Source organism: Variovorax sp. DAIF25, from assembly GCF_050711835.1.
GTDB lineage: Bacteria > Pseudomonadota > Gammaproteobacteria > Burkholderiales > Burkholderiaceae_C > Variovorax.
Map to the genome: position 1 here is coordinate 6,196,157 of NZ_CP136636.1, position 18,252 is coordinate 6,214,408.

Genomic DNA, 18,252 nt, shown 5'->3' on the forward strand with positions numbered 1-18,252 from the left:
CATCGCCACCGACGGGCCGTCCTGCGGGCGGCCCGTCTTTTCGTTTTCGCCGGGAGCTTCTTCCTCATGTCCCTCATCGCCTCGCTGGGCGCCATCGAGATCGGCCTGATATTCGGGCTGGTCGCGCTGGGCGTTTTCATGTCCTTCCGCATCATCAACTTTCCCGACCTCACGGTGGACGGCAGCTTCCCGCTCGGCGCCGCCGTGGCGGCCACGCTGATCGTGGCCGGCTGGAACCCGGTGGCCGCCACCGCGGTGGCCTGCGTCGCGGGCGCCGTCTCGGGCTGGGTCACGGCCTGGCTCAACGTGAAGCTCAAGATCATGCAGCTGCTCGCGAGCATCCTGGTGATGATCGCGCTCTACTCGATCAACCTGCGCGTGATGGGCAAGCCCAACGTGGCGCTGATCACCGAGCCCACCGTGTTCAGCATGGCCAGCTTCGGCGGCATGCCCGAGCAGTGGGCCAAGCCGCTGTTGCTGCTGCTGATCGTGATCGCCGCGAAGATCGTGGTCGACCTGTTCTTCGCCTCCGAGGCCGGCCTGGCGATGCGCGCCACCGGCGGCAATGCGCGCATGGCGCGCGCCCAGGGCATCTCGACCGACTTCCACACCATGGCGGGCCTGGCGCTGTCGAACGCGCTGGTGGCGCTGGCCGGCGCGCTGTTCGCGCAGAGCCAGGGCACGGCCGACATCTCGATGGGCGTGGGCACGATCGTGATCGGCCTGGCGGCGGTGATCATCGGCGAGACGCTGATGCCCGCGCGCAGCATGGTGATCACCACGCTGGCCTGCATCCTGGGGGCGCTGCTCTACCGCTTCTTCATCGCGATGGCGCTGAACACCGACTTCATGGGCCTGCAGGCGCAGGACCTGAACCTGGTGACCGCCGTGCTGGTGGCCTTCGCGCTGCTGGTGCCTGCCTACAAGCGCAAGCTCGGCGGGCTTTTCAAGGGGAAGAACTGATGCTGCGCGCCGAACAACTCGAGATGACCTTCAACCCGGGCACGCCGATCGAGAACCGCGTGCTGCGCGGCCTCGGCCTGGAGATTCCCACCGGCCAGTTCGTCACCGTGATCGGCTCGAACGGCGCCGGCAAGTCGACCTTCCTCAATGCGGTCAGCGGCGACCTGATCGTCGACAAGGGCCGCATCGAGATCGACGGCAAGGACGTGACGCGGCTCAACGCCTGGCAGCGTTCGGGCATGGTGGCGCGCGTGTTCCAGGACCCGATGGCCGGCACCTGCGAGGCGCTGACCATCGAGGAGAACATGGCGCTGGCCTGGAAGCGCGGCGAGCGGCGCGGCCTGGGCCTGTCGCTCAACCGCGGGCTGCGCGAGCTGTTCCGCGAGAAGCTGTCGATCCTCAAGCTCGGGCTGGAGAACCGGCTGGCCGACCGCATCGGCCTGCTGTCGGGCGGCCAGCGGCAGGCCGTGAGCCTGCTGATGGCTTCGCTCAAGCCCTCGCGCATCCTGCTGCTCGACGAACACACGGCCGCGCTCGACCCGAAGACCGCGGCCTTCGTGCTCGAGCTCACGGCGCGCATCGTCGAGGAGAGCAAGCTCACCGCGATGATGGTCACGCACAGCATGCGCCAGGCGCTGGACTACGGCTCGCGCACGGTGATGCTGCACGAGGGCCAGGTGATCCTCGACGTGGCGGGCCCCGAGCGCTCGGGCCTGGACGTGCCCGACCTGCTGCGCATGTTCGAACAGACGCGCGGCGAGAAGCTCGACGACGACAAGCTGCTGTTGGCATGAGCGCCGCGCCGGGCCGCCCCAAGCAAGCTCGCACCGCAGTGCGAAGCACGGAGGTACTTCAATGACCGTCGTGCGCGCGATGCGGCCCGAGGACCTGCAGGCCGTGCTGGCGATCCAGCTCGCCTGCTACGGCGCGGGCTTCGTCGAGGACGGGGCGCTGATCGTGCGCCGGCTCGCCGCGGCGCCGCGCACCGGCTGGGTGATCGAGCACGCGGGGCGGGTGGCTGCCTACCTCGCGGCCTATCCCTCGCGCGTGGGCAAGCTCACGGCCCTGCACGGCGATTTCGAGGTGCTGCCCGAGGCGCACGCCGACGCGCTCTACCTGCACGACCTCGCGGTCGATCCGGCCGCCTCGGGCCATGGCCTGGGACCGGCGCTGGTGCGGCATGCGCTGGCCTTCGCCGACGCGGCGGGCTGGCGGCGCTCGGCACTGGTGTCGGTGCAGTCCTCGCTGGGCTTCTGGGAACGCCACGGCTACGCGGTGCATGCGCTGGCCGACGCGGCGCAGCAGGCGCGCCTGGCGAGCTATCCCGCGCCGGCGCACTACATGGTGCGGACCTGAAAGCCGCGGCTCAGCGCCGCCAGCCGCGCTGCAGCAGCCACTGCACGGTGCCGCAGACCACCACCAGCGCGGCATAGCTCGCGATGCGGCCGTCATGGCCCGTGAACACCAGGCCGGCCAGCAGCACCAGCACGCCAGCTATCGTATTGATAGCGAATTGCGCCCAGATGGCAGGCGTTCCGGGCTTTCGCGGCATCAGGAAGCGGCCGCACAGCGCAAGCACCCCGGCCACGAAGACGGCCGGCAGCGCGAAGTTGAGGAGGTGGTTGAGCAGGGCGAGCGCGGACATTCGGGAAGGGGCGGAAGCGTCATCCGCCAGCCGCTATGGAGGTCATAGACAGCACGGTGCCGGGACGGGCTCCGCAAATTTTATAATCGCTACATGTCTGTCTGGGCTCTTGGCTTGAACCACACGACCGCGCCGCTCGATCTGCGCGGTCGTTTTGCGTTTGCGCTCGACCAGATCGCTCCCACCCTGCAGAGCCTGCGCAGCTCGTTCTCGAGCGGCCGCCACCCGCAGGTCGAGGCCGCCATCATCTCGACCTGCAACCGCACCGAGATCTACTGCGCCGCTGACCATGCCGCGATCGACCACACGGTCGGCTGGCTGGCCCAGAGCGGCGGCGTGGCCCCCGCGCTGCTGCGCTCGCATGCCTACACCCTGCACGACGGCGATGTCGCGCGCCATGCCTTCCGCGTGGCCAGCGGCCTCGATTCGATGGTGCTCGGCGAAGCCCAGATCCTCGGCCAGATGAAGGACGCGGTGCGCGCCGCCGAAACCGCCGGCGCGCTGGGCAGCACGCTCAACCAACTCTTCCAGCGCTCGTTCGCGGTCGCCAAGGAAGTGCGCACCGCCACCGAGATCGGCGCGCACTCGATCAGCATGGCGGCCGCCGCCGTGCGCCTGGCCGGCCAGCTGTTCGAGGACCTGCGCCAGACGCGCGTGCTGTTCGTCGGCGCCGGCGAGATGATCGACCTCGCGGCCACGCACTTCGCGGCCAAGGAGCCGAAGTCCATCGCCATTGCCAACCGCACGCTCGAACGCGGCGAGAAGCTGGCCTCGCGCTTCGGCGGCGAGGCGATGCGGCTGGCCGACCTGCCGGCACGGCTGGCCGAGTTCGACATCGTCGTGAGCTGCACCGCGAGCACGCTGCCGATCATCGGCCTGGGCGCCGTGGAACGCGCGCTCAAGTCGCGCAAGCATCGCCCGATGTTCATGGTCGACCTGGCCGTGCCGCGCGACATCGAGCCCGAGGTGAAGGCGCTCGAGGACATCTACCTCTACACCGTGGACGACCTCGCCCAGGTCGTGCAGCAGGGCCAGGCCAACCGCCAGGCCGCGGTGGCGCAGGCCGAGGTCATCATCGACGCCGGCGTGCAGAGCTTCATGCACTGGCTGGGCCAGCGCGGCACGGTGCCGCTGATCCAGCAGCTCAACGCGCAGACCGACGAATGGCGCGCCGCCGAACTGGCGCGCGCGCGCAAGCTGCTTGCCAAGGGCGAATCGGTCGAGGCCGTGCTCGAAGCCCTGTCGCGCGGGCTCACGCAGAAGATGCTGCACGGCGCGCTGGCCGAGCTGCACGCGGGCGATGCCGCCTCGCGCGAGCAGACGGCGCAGACCATCTCGCGCCTGTTCCTGCGCAAAGAGCGTTAGCGGCGCTCGTCCGCGAGCCCGGCACGGCGTGCCGCGGCCTCCATGCGCCTTGCCGCCGTGCCGCGGCACCTCCCCTCTTTTTCGAACTCCTCCGCCGTGAAGCCCTTCCTCCGTCACCAACTCGAACGCTATGCCGCCCGCCTCGGCGAACTCGACTTCCTGCTCTCGCGCGAGGACATCATGGGCGACATGGCGCAGTACCGCACCATCTCGCGCGAGCATGCCGAGGTGACGCAGGTGGCCGGCCGCTATGCGCGCTACGTGCAGCGCGAGGCCGACATCGCGGGCGCGAAGGAGATGCTCGACGACACCGACATGGCCGAGATGGCCGCGCAGGAGATCGCCGAGGCCGAGGCCGAGCTCACGCAGCTGGAAGACGAGCTGCAGCGCCTGCTGCTGCCCAAGGACCCCGACGACGCGCGCAACGCCTTCCTCGAAATCCGCGCCGGTACCGGCGGCGACGAATCAGCGCTGTTCGCGGGCGACCTGCTGCGCATGTACACGCGCTACTGCGAGCGCGCCGGCTGGCGCTGCGAGATCGTGAGCGAGAACGAGAGCGAGCTCGGCGGCTACAAGGAAGTGGTGGTGCGCATCTCGGGCGACGAGGTGTTCGGCAACCTGCGCTTCGAATCGGGCGGCCATCGCGTGCAGCGCGTGCCGGCCACCGAGACGCAGGGCCGCATCCACACCAGCGCCTGCACGGTGGCGGTGCTGGCCGAGCCCGACGAGGCGCAGGCGGTGCAGATCAATCCGGCCGACCTGCGCATCGACACCTACCGCGCCAGCGGCGCCGGCGGCCAGCACATCAACAAGACCGATTCGGCGGTGCGCATCACGCACATCCCGACCGGCATCGTGGCCGAGTGCCAGGACGACCGCAGCCAGCACCGCAACAAGGCCAAGGCGCTGCAGGTGCTGTCGGCACGGATCCAGGAGAAGGAGCGCAGCGAGCGCGCCGCCAAGGACGCCGCGCTGCGCAAGGGCCTGATCGGCAGCGGCGACCGCTCCGACCGTATCCGCACCTACAACTTCCCCCAGGGCCGGCTCACCGACCACCGGATCAACCTCACGCTCTACAAGCTGCTCGCGATCATGGAAGGCGACCTCGGCGACGTGCTCGAGGCGCTGCGCGCCGCGCGCGCGGCGGAGCAGTTGGCCGAACTCGAATCGAGCCTGCCCTCATGAGCACTGAGCCGCTCGCGCCCTCGACCGTGACCCAGGCGCTGGCCGCGGCCGCGCGGCTGGGCGTCGACCGGCTCGACGCCCAGCTGCTGCTGCTGCACGCGCTGGGTCGGCCGCCGCACGACCGCGCCTGGCTGCTCGCGCACGACACCGACGCGCTGCCCGAGCCGCTGTGGACCGCACTGTCGGCGCGGCTCTTGCGCCGCCTCGCGGGCGAGCCGGTGGCCTACCTGCTGGGCGAGAAGGAATTCCACGGCCTCGAGCTGCGCGTCGATCCGCGCGTGCTGGTGCCGCGGCCCGACACCGAAACGCTGGTCGACTGGGCGCTGGAATGCCTCGAAGGCCGGGCCGCGCCGCGCGTGCTCGACCTGGGCACCGGCAGCGGCGCGATCGCGCTGGCGCTGCAGCATGCGCGCGCCGATGCGCAGGTCGATGCGGTGGATGCCAGCGCCGACGCGCTCGCGGTGGCCCGCGCCAACGCCGAGCGCCTGAAGCTGCCGGTGCGTTTCGCCCAGGCCGACTGGCTCGCGGGCGCGGACCCGGGTTACGCGCTGATCGCCAGCAACCCGCCGTACATTGCCGCCGGCGACCCGCATCTGCCGGCGCTGCAGCACGAGCCCGTCTCGGCGCTGGTGGCCGGCGCCGACGGGCTCGACGACATCCGCCGCATCGTTGCCGACGCGCCCGCGCACCTGGCCGAAGGCGGCTGGCTGCTGCTGGAACATGGTCACGACCAGGCCCCCGCGGTGCGGCAGCTGCTGGCCGCCCACGGCTTCGCCGAGGTGCAAAGCCGCGACGACCTGGCAGGCATCGCGCGCTGCTCGGGCGGAATCCGGCGCACGGTGAAATAATCCCTCCAGCCTACTTTTCAGGAGCCCCCATGTCCGACGCCCAGCAACGCATCGACGACCTCGTCAAATCCAACGAACTCGTGCTCTTCATGAAGGGCAACGCCAGCTTCCCCATGTGTGGCTTCTCGGGCCGCGCGATCCAGATCCTCAAGGCCGTGGGCGTCGACACCAAGTCGCTCAAGACCGTCAACGTCCTCGAGGACGACGGCATCCGCCAGGGCATCAAGGACTACAGCAACTGGCCCACCATCCCCCAGCTCTACGTCAAGGGCGAATTCGTCGGCGGCTCGGACATCATGATGGAGATGTACGAGTCGGGCGAACTGCAGAAGGTGCTGGCCGGCGACGCTGCCTGATCCGGGCCCGGCGATGAGCCACGGCCACGATCACGACCACGGGCATCCGCACGACGAGGCGTCGGCCCCGGCGTGGAAGCACGACGGCGTGCGGGTGATCGCGGCCAACCAGCTCGACGCCAACACCGCCCAGACGCCCGGCATGAACCGGGCCGCGGCGATCAATTTCGCGCGCGTCGGCGCGCAGAAGCTCTGGGCCGGCACGGTCACCATCCATGCCGACGCCAAGACCGGCGCCCACCACCACGGCCACCTCGAATCGGTGATCTACGTCGTGCGCGGCCGCGCGCGCATGCGCTGGGGCGAGCAGCTCGAGTTCACGGCCGAGGCCGGGCCGGGCGACTTCATCTACGTGCCGCCCTACGTGCCGCACCAGGAAATCAACGCCAGCCCGACCGAGACGCTCGAGTGCGTGCTGTGCCGCAGCGACGGTGAGGCCGTCGCGGTGAACCTCGACATCGAGCCGGTCGAGAAGCCCGAGTCGGTGCTGTGGGTCGACCCGACCCATCCGCACGGCGGGGTCTGAGCGCTCTTTCGCCTGCGGGCCGCGCCCGTGGCGGGCGCCCCCTGCGCCATGGCACCATCGGGGTCTGTTGGTGACCACCATGACCCTGACCCAAAGCCTGCTCGTCATCGCGCTCCTGATCGCGCTGAGCGCCTTCTTCTCCCTCGCCGAGATCGCGCTGGCCGCCTCGCGTCGCCTGCGCCTGCGCCAGATGGCCGACGACGGCGACGCGCGCGCCGACCTCGTGCTGCGCATCCAGGAGCAGCCGGGCTACTACTTCACCGTGGTGCAGATCGGCCTCAACGCGGTCGCGATCCTGGGCGGCGTGGTCGGCGAAGGCGCGCTGAGCCCCTACTTCGCGCGCCTGTTCACCGGCTGGCTCGGCCCCGAGGGCGCGCAGAGCGCGGGCTTCCTGTGCTCCTTCGTGACCATCATCGCGGTGTTCCTGGTGTTCGCCGACCTGTTCCCCAAGCGGCTGGGCATGAACGACCCCGAGCGCTTGGCGGTGCGCATCGCCAAGCCGATGCAGCTGCTGATCACCACCTTCAAGCCGCTGGTGTGGCTGTTCACCGCCTGCACCGACCTGCTGTTCAAGCTGCTGGGCATGCCGATGGCGCGCGACGACAAGATCACCTCGGCCGACATCCTCGCGATGACCGAGGCCGGCGCGCGCGCCGGTGTGCTCGCGGTGCGCGAGCAGCAGGTGATCGCCAACGTGTTCGAGCTCGAGACGCGGCTCGTGAGCAGCGTGATGACCGCGCGCGACAGCATCGCCTGGTTCCTGCACGACGACCCCGAGTCGGTGCTGCGCGCGCGCATCGTGGCCGAGCCCTTCTCGGCCTACCCGGTGTGCGACGGCGACATCGACCACGTGCTGGGCTACGTCGATGCCAAGGACATGTTCCAGCGCGTGCTCAGCGGCCAGCCGCTGGCCTTCGACCAGGGGCTGCCGCTGCACAAGGCGCTGGTGATCCCCGACCGGCTGTCGCTGACCGAGGTGCTCGAGCAGTTCCAGCAGGCCCATGAAGACTTCGCGATCATCGTCAACGAGTACAGCCTGGTGGTGGGCGTGATCACGCTCAACGACGTGATGAGCACGGTGATGGGCGACCTCGTGTCCACGCCCGACGAGGAACAGATCGTGCGCCGCGACGAGAACTCCTGGCTGATCGACGGCATCACGCCGATCCAGGACGTGCAGCGTGCGCTGCACATCGACGAGCTGCCGCATGCCGACGAGTACGAGACGCTCGCGGGCTTCCTGATGGTGATGCTGCGCCGCGTTCCCAAGCGCACCGACAGCGTGAGCTGGGCGGGCTATACCTTCGAGGTGATGGACGTCGACAGCTACCGGATCGACCAGGTGATGGTCACCAAGACCTGATCGCCTGAATTCCAGTCAGGCCGCGGAACGGGCCTTGTCCTGTTCCTTGCGCTCGATCTCGCGCTCGCGGTCGGCCCAGGCCCACAGCCGCTGGTTCGAGAACACCGCGTTCGGATACGGCGCCTTGCCGCGGCTGCCGTTGTAGCGGCCCAGCGTCAGGAACAGGTCGCCGCTCTCGCGGTCCAGGTAGTGACGCAGGATCACGCAGCCGAAGCGCAGGTTGGTCTGCATGTGGAACAGCTTGGCCGGGTCGCTGTCGCCGATCACGCGGGTCCAGAACGGCATGACCTGCATGTAGCCGCGCGCGCCCGCGCTCGAGACCGCGAACTTGCGGAAATTGCTCTCGACCTGGATCAGCCCGAGCACCAGGCTCACGTCGAGCCCCGAGCGCTTGGCCTCGTACCAGACCGTCTGCAGGAATTCGATGCGCGAGGGCGCATCGGCGACCTTCTTCTTGAGCCGTTCGCTCATCTCGCCGAGCCAGCGCAGATAGGCCAGGCGCGCCTCGGTGTTCGCGAACTGCGGCACCGGCGGTGCCTTGTTGTGGATGGCCGAGCTCAGCGCGGTGCGCACCGAGTCGATCAGCGGCTCCTCGATCTGCGCGCCGGCCAGTGCCGGTCGCGGCAGCGACAGCGCCGCGAGGGCGCCCGCCGCGGCGCCGATGCAATGGCGCCGGGAGAAGCCGCCCGGAAGGCTCATGCCGCGAGCTTGCCGGCGATGAAGTCCGCGATGCCGGCGGCCGGCACCTTGGTCGCGGCGGTGTCGCGGCGATGCTGGTATTCGAGCTGGCCTTCCTTGAGGCCGCGGTCGGAGATCACCACGCGGTGCGGCACGCCGATCAGTTCCCAGTCGGCGAACATCGCGCCCGGGCGCTCGCCGCGGTCGTCGAGCAGCACGTCGACGCCCTTGGCGAGCAGCACTTCGTAGAGCGCCTCGGCCGCGGCCTTGACCTCGGCGCTGCGGTCCATGCCGATCGGGCACACCACCACGGTGAACGGCGCGATCGCGTCGGGCCAGATGATCCCGCGCTCGTCGTGGTTCTGCTCGATGGCGGCGGCGGGCAGGCGCGTGACGCCGATGCCGTAGCAACCCATCTCGAGGAACTGCGGCTTGCCGCCTTCGTCGAGGAAGGTGGCGTTCATCGACTTGCTGTACTTGGTGCCCAGCACGAAGACGTGGCCCACCTCGATGCCGCGCTCGATCGCCAGCACGCCCTTGCCGTCGGGCGAGGCATCGCCCGCGACCACGTTGCGCAGGTCGGCCACCAGCTCGGGCTCGGGCAGGTCGCGGCCCCAGTTGACGCCGGTCATGTGGAAGTCGATCTCGTTGGCGCCCGTGATCCAGTCGGCCATCAGCGCGACTTCGCGGTCGGCCACCAGCTTCACCGGCTTCTTGAGGTTCAGCGGGCCGAGGTAGCCGGGCTTGCAGCCGAAGTGCGCATCGATCTCGGCCAGGGTCGCGAAGCGAAAGCCCTTGTCGAGGCCGGGCAGCTTGGCGACCTTGATCTCGTTCATCTCGTGGTCGCCGCGCAGCAGCAGCAGCCAGACCTGCGAGCCCGTGATGTTGCCGGCCTCGTCGACGATGTCGGTGGCAAGCACCAGCGACTTCACGGTGGTGGCGAGCGGCACGCCGAGCAGCACGGCGACGTCCTCGCAGGTGCTCTTGCCGGGCGTGGGCGTCCTCTCGAGCGCATTGGCGGCGGCGGGACGCGGGCCGGCCGGAGCCAGCGCCTCGGCCTTTTCCATGTTGGCCGCGTAGTCGCTGTCGGGGCAGTAGACGATCGCGTCCTCGCCGGTGGCGGCGATGACCTGGAATTCCTCGCTGAGGTCGCCGCCGATGGCGCCGCTGTCGGCCGCCACGGCGCGGTAACGCAGGCCGAAGCGGTCGAAGATGTTGCGGTAGGCCTGCGCCATCGCCTGGTAGCTGGCCTTGGCCGCGTCGAGGTCACGGTCGAAGCTGTAGGCGTCCTTCATGATGAATTCGCGCCCGCGCATCAGGCCGAAGCGCGGACGGCGCTCGTCGCGGAACTTGGTCTGGATCTGGTAGAAGTTCTTCGGCAGCTGCTTGTAGCTGCGGATCTCCTGGCGCGCGATGTCGGTCACCACCTCTTCGCTGGTGGGCTGCACCACGAAGTCGCGGTCATGGCGGTCCTTGATGCGCAGCAGCTCGGGGCCCATCTTGTCGAAGCGGCCCGACTCCTGCCAGAGCTCGGCGGGCTGCACCACTGGCATCGTCAGCTCGACCGCGCCGGCGCGGTTCATCTCCTCGCGCACGATCGCCTCGACCTTGCGGATGACACGCAGGCCCATGGGCATGTACGTGTAGATGCCGGTGCCGACCTTCTTGATCATGCCCGCGCGCATCATGAGACGGTGGCTCGCCACCTCGGCATCGGCCGGCGCTTCCTTGAGGGTGGAGACGAAGAAACGGGATGCTTTCATCGGAAATGCGGTGCTGGTTCGGAGTGAAACGAGACGGACGACGGCCCCCGTAGAGACCCTGAGAGCCCGGAACCGGTCGCTTGCCGAGTGCAACCCGGCATGCATAATCGACTCAGTTCAAAAATTGGGGTTTGATTATGCTCGACCGGGACGGCTTCAGGCCCAACGTCGGCATCATCCTGCTCAACCAGAAAAACCAGGTTTTTTGGGGCAAACGCATCCGCACGCATTCCTGGCAGTTTCCGCAAGGCGGCATCGACCGCGGCGAAAGTCCCGAGCAAGCCATGTTCCGGGAATTGCATGAGGAAGTGGGTCTCCATCCGGAGCACGTGCGTATCGTGGCCCGTACCCGCGACTGGTTGCGCTACGAGGTGCCGGATCGGTTCATCCGACGAGACGCACGAGGTCACTACAAGGGCCAGAAACAAATCTGGTATCTGCTGCAACTGGTCGGTCACGACTGGGATCTGAACCTGCGTGCCACGGACCATCCCGAATTCGACGCCTGGCGCTGGCACGACTACTGGGTGCCGCTCGACGTCGTCGTCGAATTCAAACGGGGCGTCTACGAGATGGCGCTCACCGAGCTTGCTCGCTACCTGCCACGGCAGGATTTCCGCAACCGCTTCCTGCGCAGCAACGTGCGCGCCCGAGAGTTCGAGCGCCATCCTTCCGCGGGCGGCCACGACGCCAACTTCGAACTGCCTCCGGGCGCGAGCTTCGACCCGGACCCCAATGTCAAATCTGCGACCGACTCTTCCGACGGACCCGTCTTTCCGTCCGCATCCGCTGCGCAACCTCCCACGCCTCGCTAGCCCGGCGCTCGTTCTCGCAAGCGCCCTGCTGCTGGCGGCCTGCGGCTCGGCCAAGCACGACACCGACAACCCCGACTGGGCGCAAAGCGGCATGCCGCCCCCGCCCAAGACGACGCAGTCCGATGCCGAGTGGCAGGAGTCGGCGGCACCGCCGCCACCGGCCTTCGACCAGAACCGCCTGGTGCCGATCGAGATGCCGCCCTACATGACGCTGAAGTTCGGCATCGACCCGAAGACCATCACGATCACGCCCGACGGCATCGTGCGCTACGTGGTGGTGGCGAGCAGCAAGGCGGGCGGCACGATCAACGCCTTCTACGACGGCGTGCGCTGCAAGACCGGCGAGATGAAGAGCTATGCGCGCTACAGCGGCAATGCGTGGGAGCTGGCCAAGGCACCCGAGTGGAAGCGCATCACCGACCTCAACTCGCGCTACACCTGGGCCATCGCGACCCAGGGCCTGTGCCGCGACAGCGCACCGCGCTCGACGGCCAGCGAGATCGTCCAGTACATCCGCAATCCGGTGCGCGAAGTGCAGTGAGCAGCACGCCGGCACGATGAGAAAAGGCCCCGATCGGGGCCTTTTTCTTTGGCGCGGTCGAGGCGAGCCTCAGACCGGCATGAGCACCATGTTGTCCCGGTGCACCATCTCCGGCTCGGCGGCATAGCCCAGCAGCCGCTCGAACTCGGCCGAGGGCTTGCGGCACAGCAGCCGCGCCTCGACGCTCGAGTAGTTGGCGAGGCCGCGCGCCAGCTCGATGCCCTCGGCATCGCGCACCGCGATCACGTCGCCGCGCGAGAACTCGCCCGACACGCCCGTCATGCCGATCGGCAGCAGGCTCTTGCCCTCGGCGCGCACCTTGGCGGCCGCGCCGGCATCGACGATCACGGCGCCACGCAGTTGCAGATGGTCGGCCATCCAGCGCTTGCGCGCCTGGTGCTTCGCGGTCTGCGCCACCAGCAGCGTGCCGATGGCGTCGCCCTGCGCAAGGCGCAGCAATGCATCGGGCTCGCGGCCCCAGGCGATCACGGTGGAGGCGCCCGAACCGGCCGCACGCTTGGCCGCGAGGATCTTGGTGATCATCCCGCCCTTGCCGATGCTCGAGCCCGCGCCACCGGCCATGGCCTCGAGCGCCGGGTCGCCCGCGGCGGCCTCGTGGATGAACTTCGCGTCGGGGTCCTTGCGCGGGTCGGCCGAATAGAGGCCGCGCTGGTCGGTGAGGATCACCAGCGCATCGGCCTCGACGAGATTCGCGACCAGCGCGCCGAGCGTGTCGTTGTCGCCGAACTTGATCTCGTCGTTGACCACGGTGTCGTTCTCGTTGATGACCGGCACCACGCCGAGGCGCAGCAGCGTCACCAGGGTCGAACGGGCATTGAGGTAGCGCTCGCGGTCGGCCAGGTCGGCGTGTGTGAGCAGCACCTGCGCGCTGCCGATGCGGTTCTCGCGCAGCTTGGTCTCGTACATCTGGGCCAGGCCCATCTGGCCGACGGCTGCGGCGGCCTGGAGCTCGTGCACCTCGTGCGGCCGGGTCTTCCAGCCGAGGCGCTTCATGCCCTCGGCGATGGCGCCGCTCGAGACCATCACCACCTCGCGCCCGTCGCGCACCAGCGCGGCGAGCTGCCGGCACCACTCGCCGATGGCGCCCTCGTCGAGGCCGCGGCCCTCGTTCGTCACGAGGCTCGAGCCCACCTTGACGACGATGCGGCGGGCGTCCCGCAGGGCTGTGGATCCGGTATTCGAGGTCATTGAAGGCTGTAGCTGGCGTGAAGACTGACGATTATGCTATTTAATCAATAGCATTGCAGGGCCGGGCCGAAGGCCCTCGCTCAGGGCTTTTCGGGCGGCAGTTCGACGAAGCGCGGATCGATCTCGGCCGGCGGCTGCTCGGCCACCTGCTGGGCCTTGACCTGGCGGTAGATCGCATGCACGAGCGGCTCGCAGCCTTCGCGCGTGAGCGCCGAGATCTCGAACACCGGTCCCTTGAAGCGCAGGCGCTTCACGAAGTCCTTCACGCGCGCGGCGCGTTCTTCCTCGGGGATCATGTCCAGCTTGTTGAGCACCAGCCAGCGCGGCTTCTCGTAGAGCTGCGCGTCGTACTTCTTGAGCTCGCCCACGATCGCCTTGGCCTGCGCGACCGGGTCGACGGTCTCGTCGAAGGGCGCGAGGTCGATCACGTGCAGCAACAGCCGGGTGCGCTGCAGGTGACGCAGGAACAGGTGGCCGAGACCGGCGCCGTCGGAAGCACCCTCGATCAGGCCGGGCAGGTCGGCCACCACGAAGCTCTGTTCGGGGCCGACGCGCACCACGCCGAGATTGGGGTGCAGGGTGGTGAACGGATAGTCGGCGATGCGCGGGCGCGCGTTCGAGATCGCGCTGATCAAGGTCGACTTGCCGGCGTTCGGCATGCCCAGCAAGCCCACGTCGGCCAGCACCTTGAGTTCGAGCTTGAGGCTCTTGCGCTCGCCGGGCCAGCCGGGCGTCTTCTGGCGCGGTGCGCGGTTGATGGCGCTCTTGAAGCGCAGGTTGCCGAAGCCGCCGTCGCCGCCCTTGGCGATGGTGATGACCTCGCCGGGCGTCAGCAGTTCATAGAGCACTTCGCCGGTTTCGGCGTCGGTGATGATCGTGCCGACCGGCATCTTCAGCGTGATGTCGTCGCCCGCGGCGCCGAACATGTCGGAGCCCATGCCGTGCTCGCCGCGCTTGGCTTCGTGCCGGCGCGAGTAGCGGAAATCCACCAGCGTGTTGAGGTTCGAGTCGGCCACGGCGAACACATGGCCGCCGCGCCCGCCGTCGCCGCCATTGGGGCCGCCGAATTCCTTGTACTTCTCATGGCGGAACGACACGCAGCCGTTGCCGCCATCGCCGGCGGCGATGTCGATGAAGGCTTCGTCGACGAACTTCATGGGATGTCCAGTTTACAAATGAAGAAGCCCCGGCAAAGCGGGGCTCCGAGACAGTCGAAGTGGCTGGAGGCTCAGGCCGCCGGCGTCACATTGACCATGTGCTTGTTGAGCGCACCCTTGAAGCCGAACGACACGTGGCCGTCGACGAGGGCGAACAGCGTGTGGTCCTTGCCCACGCCGACGTTCACGCCGGGGTGGAACTGGGTACCGCGCTGGCGCACGATGATCGAGCCGGCGCTGATCAGTTGGCCGCCGAAGGCCTTCACGCCGAGCATCTTGGGCTTGGAATCGCGCCCGTTTCGCGTGGAGCCGCCGCCTTTTTTCTGTGCCATGGAGTCTGCTCCTTAACCGGCGATCGCGCCGATTTGCAGCTCGGTGAACTGCTGGCGATGGCCTTGACGTTTCTGATAGTGCTTGCGACGGCGCATCTTGAAGATGCGAACCTTGTCGTGCTTGCCGTGCGACAGCACCGTGACCGTCACCGTTGCACCGGACACCAGGGGCGTGCCAACCTTGATTTCAGCGCCGTTTCCGACGGCCAGAACCTGGTCGATCACGATTTCCTGGCCAACGTCCGCAGCAATCTGTTCTACTTTGATTTTCTCGCCGGAAGCAACGCGATACTGCTTGCCACCGGTTTTTATGACCGCGTACATGTGAACCTCTTAGGAATTGAGTCTCCGCGGCGAATTCCGCAGAGACCAAGACTATAGCACGGTTTGCGCATGCTCACATGCCCCGGCGCCCGATCGAGGCCAGCGGCCGTTTCCCGCTCCCTATAATCGGCGCCTTCCGGCGTCTTGCGCCATCCCTGTATTCAGCAGCGCCCAGCGCCCACGCTTTGTCAGTTCCCGCCGCCGACACCTCCCCCACCGCCGCAGTCCTCGGCCTGATCGCCGGTGACATGGTCGAAGTCGACCGCGTGATCTCCAACCGCCTCGACACCGGGGTGCCGCTGGTCAGCCAAGTCTCGAAGTACATCATCTCCGCAGGCGGCAAGCGCCTGCGGCCGGCCTTGCTGCTGCTGATGGCCGGCGCGCTCGGCTACACCGGCGAACAGCGCTTCAATCTCGCGGCCGTGGTGGAGTTCATCCACACCGCCACCCTGCTGCACGATGACGTGGTCGACGAATCGACGCTGCGCCGCGGGCGCCCGACCGCCAACGAATCCTTCGGAAATCCCGCCAGCGTGCTGGTCGGCGACTTCCTTTATTCGCGCGCCTTCCAGATGATGTTGGATGCCAACAACATGCGCGTGATGCAGATCCTGGCCGAGGCGACCAACGTGATCGCCGAAGGCGAGGTGCTGCAGCTGATGAACATGCACGACGCCTCGCTCGACGAGTCGGCCTACCTGCGCGTCATCCGCTCCAAGACCGCCAAGCTGTTCGAAGCCAGCACGCGCCTGGCCGCTGTGCTGGCAGGCGTGACGCCCGAGGTCGAGGAAGCCTGCGCCACCTACGGGCAGGCACTGGGCACGGCCTTCCAGGTGATCGACGACGTGCTCGACTACGCGGGCGACGCCAGCGAAACCGGCAAGAACCTTGGCGACGACCTGCGCGAAGGCAAGACCACGCTGCCGCTGATCTTCGCGATGCAGCGCGGCACCGCGGCCCAGAGTGCGCTGGTGCGCGCGGCCATCGAGGCGGGCGACACCGCCCAGCTGGGCAAGATCGTCGAGATCGTGCGCGAAACCGGCGCCCTGGATGCATCGCGCGCGGCGGCCGCGGCCGAAGCACAACGCGCAATTTCTGCGCTCGACGGCTTCGCGACGAATTCGCACGCTTCAGGTTTGCTACAATTAGCGGCTCAGCTGCTTGAGCGGCGTGCCTGACACCTCTTACGAGTTGGCCAAGGACGACTGACTTTTCGCACCATCGGGGTGTAGCTTAGCCTGGTAGAGCGCTACGTTCGGGACGTAGAGGCCGGAGGTTCGAATCCTCTCACCCCGACCAGTCTTTTCGAGACTGGCATAAACCATCAGAATGCCATTTTCTGTTGCTGTACAGCGATTTACAGCACAGGAGTGTTCGGCGATGATCGTGAAGCAATTTCTCACATCTCTTGCATTCGCTGATGGCTGCAGCCGAACTTCCCGTTAAAGAAAACCCGCAAGTCGCCTTGCCAGGGCTTGCACGCGCGCTGGTCTCAGCCGGCAAGCTGCCCGCGAAAACCGCGGAAGATCTCTATCAGAAGTCGCTGAGCAGCCGCTCCAGCTTCATCGCCGAACTCACGGGCACCGGTGCCGTCTCGGCCGCCGACCTCGCTCACACGCTCTCGAATGCATTCGGCGCTCCGCTGCTCGACCTCGACGCTATCGATCACCAGCGCCTGCCGAAGGATCTGCTCGATCCCAAGCTCTGCCAGGCCTACCGCATCGTCGTCCTCAGCAAGCGCAACAACCGCCTGATCGTCGCCACGGCCGATCCGTCCGACCAGCAGGCCGCCGAGAAGATCAAGTTCGCCTCCCAGATGGGCGTGGACTGGGTCATCGCCGAGTACGACAAGCTGTCGCGCATGGTCGAGGCCGCCGCGGCCAGCGCGGCCGAAACCATCAACAGCATCGTCGGCACCGAATTCGAGTTCGACGACGTCAGCGCCGACACCGCGGGCGACGCCAACGAGCAGGCGATCGCCGAGGTCGAGGACGCGCCGGTCGTGCGCTTCCTGCACAAGATGCTGCTCGACGCGGTCAGCATGCGCGCGTCGGACATCCACTTCGAGCCCTACGAGCACCACTACCGCGTGCGCTTCCGGGTCGACGGCGAACTGCGCGAGGTCGCGAGCCCACCGACCGTGATCAAGGACAAGCTGGCCTCGCGCATCAAGGTCATCTCGCGGCTCGACATCTCCGAGAAGCGCGTGCCCCAGGACGGGCGCATGAAGCTCAAGATCGGTCCCGACCGGGTGATCGACTTCCGCGTGAGCACGCTGCCCACGCTGTTCGGCGAGAAGATCGTGGTCCGGATCCTCGACCCCAGCAGCGCGCGCATGGGCATCGATGCGCTGGGCTACGACGCCGACGAGAAGGAACGCCTGCTGCACGCGATCAGCCGGCCCTACGGCATGGTGCTGGTCACCGGGCCGACCGGCTCGGGCAAGACGGTGTCGCTCTACACCTGCCTCAACCTGCTGAACCAGCCGGGAGTGAACATCGCGACCGCCGAGGACCCCTCGGAAATCAACCTGCCGGGCGTCAACCAGGTCAACGTGAACGAGAAGGCCGGCCTGACCTTCGCGGCCGCGCTGCGGGCCTTCCTGCGGCAGGATCCCGACATCATCATGGTCGGCGAAATCCGCGACATCGAAACCGCCGACATCTCGATCAAGGCCGCACAGACCGGTCACCTGGTGCTGTCGACGCTGCACACCAACGACGCCCCCACCACCCTCACGCGGATGCGCAACATGGGCATCGCGCCCTTCAACATCGCGTCGAGCGTGATCCTGATCACCGCCCAGCGGCTCGCGCGGCGGCTGTGCATGGCCTGCCGCGCGCCCGTGGACATCCCGCGCGAAGCGCTGCTCGAAGCGGGCTTCCAGGACGACGAGATCGACGGCAGCTGGAAGCCCTACCGGCCCGTGGGCTGCGCTGCCTGCAGCGGCGGCTACAAGGGCCGCGTGGGGATCTACCAGGTGATGCCGATCTCCGAAGCGATCCAGGAAATCATCCTGCGCGACGGCAGCGCGCTCGACATCGCGCAGCAATCGGAAGCCGAAGGCGTGCGCTCGCTGCGCCGGTCGGGCCTGCGCAAAGTGATGCAGGGCCTGACCTCGCTCGAGGAAGTGGTGGCGGTCACCAACCTATAACGAACACACTGGAAGCGGAGATCGAACC

20 protein-coding genes and 1 tRNA gene are annotated in these 18,252 nt (G+C 67.9%); 14 read left to right on the plus strand and 7 right to left on the minus strand.

Features of this window, described 5'->3' with window-relative positions; genetic code table 11:
• Window positions 1–66 precede the first annotated feature (66 nt).
• The 3 genes from R0232_RS28665 (at window position 67) to R0232_RS28675 (ending at window position 2,319) form a co-directional block, all read left to right on the plus strand.
• Window positions 67–963 (plus strand): ABC transporter permease, encoded by an 897-nt coding sequence (locus tag R0232_RS28665; RefSeq protein WP_057592072.1) that lies wholly within the window; start codon window positions 67–69, stop codon window positions 961–963.
• Window positions 963–1,757 (plus strand): ABC transporter ATP-binding protein, encoded by a 795-nt coding sequence (locus R0232_RS28670; RefSeq protein WP_057592073.1) that lies wholly within the window; start codon window positions 963–965, stop codon window positions 1,755–1,757. The genes R0232_RS28665 and R0232_RS28670 overlap by 1 nt, the downstream gene beginning before the upstream one ends.
• 61 nt (window positions 1,758–1,818) lie before the next feature.
• Complete coding sequence (locus tag R0232_RS28675) at window positions 1,819–2,319, plus strand: GNAT family N-acetyltransferase (RefSeq protein ID WP_431510268.1); 501 nt, start codon at window positions 1,819–1,821, stop codon at window positions 2,317–2,319.
• Between the two features lie 10 nt (window positions 2,320–2,329).
• Here R0232_RS28675 and R0232_RS28680 read toward each other — a convergent pair whose 3' ends face one another.
• A complete protein-coding gene (locus R0232_RS28680) occupies window positions 2,330–2,608 on the minus strand; it encodes a hypothetical protein (RefSeq protein WP_057592075.1) in 279 nt (92 codons plus the stop codon).
• Between the two features lie 93 nt (window positions 2,609–2,701).
• On the opposite strand from R0232_RS28680, the gene hemA reads away from it, so the two are divergent.
• The 6 genes from hemA (at window position 2,702) to R0232_RS28710 (ending at window position 8,251) form a co-directional block, all read left to right on the plus strand.
• Complete coding sequence (gene hemA, locus R0232_RS28685; protein ID WP_203202645.1) at window positions 2,702–3,973, plus strand: glutamyl-tRNA reductase; 1,272 nt, start codon at window positions 2,702–2,704, stop codon at window positions 3,971–3,973.
• A 96-nt stretch (window positions 3,974–4,069) separates the two neighbouring features.
• Entirely contained in the window at window positions 4,070–5,158 is a 1,089-nt protein-coding gene (gene prfA, locus R0232_RS28690) for a peptide chain release factor 1 (protein WP_431510269.1), read from the plus strand.
• Entirely contained in the window at window positions 5,155–6,006 is an 852-nt protein-coding gene (gene prmC, locus R0232_RS28695; protein WP_431510270.1) for a peptide chain release factor N(5)-glutamine methyltransferase, read from the plus strand. Before prfA ends, prmC begins: the two co-directional genes overlap by 4 nt.
• Before the next feature lie 29 nt (window positions 6,007–6,035).
• On the plus strand, window positions 6,036–6,362 hold the full coding sequence (grxD, locus tag R0232_RS28700; protein WP_093341014.1) for a Grx4 family monothiol glutaredoxin: 327 nt from the start codon (window positions 6,036–6,038) through the stop codon (window positions 6,360–6,362).
• Window positions 6,363–6,375: 13 nt separating this feature from the next.
• On the plus strand, window positions 6,376–6,888 hold the full coding sequence (locus tag R0232_RS28705; protein ID WP_093341015.1) for a cupin domain-containing protein: 513 nt from the start codon (window positions 6,376–6,378) through the stop codon (window positions 6,886–6,888).
• 79 nt (window positions 6,889–6,967) lie between these two features.
• Window positions 6,968–8,251: a hemolysin family protein gene (locus R0232_RS28710; RefSeq protein ID WP_093341268.1), complete on the plus strand. Its 1,284-nt coding sequence runs from the start codon at window positions 6,968–6,970 to the stop codon at window positions 8,249–8,251.
• Window positions 8,252–8,266: 15 nt separating this feature from the next.
• Here the strand turns inward: R0232_RS28710 and R0232_RS28715 are convergent, their stop codons facing one another.
• Together R0232_RS28715 and R0232_RS28720 are read right to left on the minus strand one after the other, a co-directional pair.
• Window positions 8,267–8,950, minus strand: a complete 684-nt coding sequence (locus R0232_RS28715) for a lytic transglycosylase domain-containing protein (RefSeq protein WP_431510271.1) — start codon at window positions 8,948–8,950, stop codon at window positions 8,267–8,269.
• Complete coding sequence (locus tag R0232_RS28720; RefSeq protein WP_431510272.1) at window positions 8,947–10,692, minus strand: proline--tRNA ligase; 1,746 nt, start codon at window positions 10,690–10,692, stop codon at window positions 8,947–8,949. Before R0232_RS28720 ends, R0232_RS28715 begins: the two co-directional genes overlap by 4 nt.
• Window positions 10,693–10,829: 137 nt before the next feature.
• Between R0232_RS28720 and R0232_RS28725 the strand changes: the two genes are divergently transcribed.
• The gene (locus R0232_RS28725) at window positions 10,830–11,507 is read left to right on the plus strand and encodes an RNA pyrophosphohydrolase (RefSeq protein ID WP_093341020.1); all 678 of its coding nucleotides are present in this window, start codon (window positions 10,830–10,832) and stop codon (window positions 11,505–11,507) included.
• A 91-nt stretch (window positions 11,508–11,598) separates the two neighbouring features.
• Window positions 11,599–12,048 (plus strand): CNP1-like family protein, encoded by a 450-nt coding sequence (locus tag R0232_RS28730; protein ID WP_431510273.1) that lies wholly within the window; start codon window positions 11,599–11,601, stop codon window positions 12,046–12,048.
• 69 nt (window positions 12,049–12,117) lie between these two features.
• On the opposite strand, the gene proB is transcribed toward R0232_RS28730, so the two are convergent.
• The 4 genes from proB to rplU all read right to left on the minus strand — a co-directional run bounded on the left by proB (window position 12,118) and on the right by rplU (window position 15,070).
• Window positions 12,118–13,257: a glutamate 5-kinase gene (gene proB / locus R0232_RS28735; RefSeq protein WP_093341023.1), complete on the minus strand. Its 1,140-nt coding sequence runs from the start codon at window positions 13,255–13,257 to the stop codon at window positions 12,118–12,120.
• Between the two features lie 80 nt (window positions 13,258–13,337).
• Window positions 13,338–14,414, minus strand: a complete 1,077-nt coding sequence (gene cgtA, locus R0232_RS28740) for an Obg family GTPase CgtA (protein WP_093341025.1) — start codon at window positions 14,412–14,414, stop codon at window positions 13,338–13,340.
• 71 nt (window positions 14,415–14,485) lie between these two features.
• Window positions 14,486–14,746, minus strand: coding sequence for a 50S ribosomal protein L27 (rpmA, locus tag R0232_RS28745; RefSeq protein WP_057592096.1), 261 nt, complete (start codon window positions 14,744–14,746; stop codon window positions 14,486–14,488).
• Window positions 14,747–14,758: 12 nt separating this feature from the next.
• Window positions 14,759–15,070, minus strand: a complete 312-nt coding sequence (rplU, locus tag R0232_RS28750; protein ID WP_057592097.1) for a 50S ribosomal protein L21 — start codon at window positions 15,068–15,070, stop codon at window positions 14,759–14,761.
• 185 nt (window positions 15,071–15,255) lie between these two features.
• Between rplU and R0232_RS28755 the strand changes: the two genes are divergently transcribed.
• The 3 genes from R0232_RS28755 to pilB all read left to right on the plus strand — a co-directional run bounded on the left by R0232_RS28755 (window position 15,256) and on the right by pilB (window position 18,224).
• Entirely contained in the window at window positions 15,256–16,248 is a 993-nt protein-coding gene (locus R0232_RS28755) for a polyprenyl synthetase family protein (protein WP_296800489.1), read from the plus strand.
• Between the two features lie 44 nt (window positions 16,249–16,292).
• Window positions 16,293–16,369, plus strand: a tRNA-Pro gene (locus R0232_RS28760).
• 121 nt (window positions 16,370–16,490) lie between these two features.
• Window positions 16,491–18,224 (plus strand): type IV-A pilus assembly ATPase PilB, encoded by a 1,734-nt coding sequence (gene pilB, locus R0232_RS28765; protein ID WP_431510274.1) that lies wholly within the window; start codon window positions 16,491–16,493, stop codon window positions 18,222–18,224.
• Window positions 18,225–18,252: the final 28 nt, after the last annotated feature.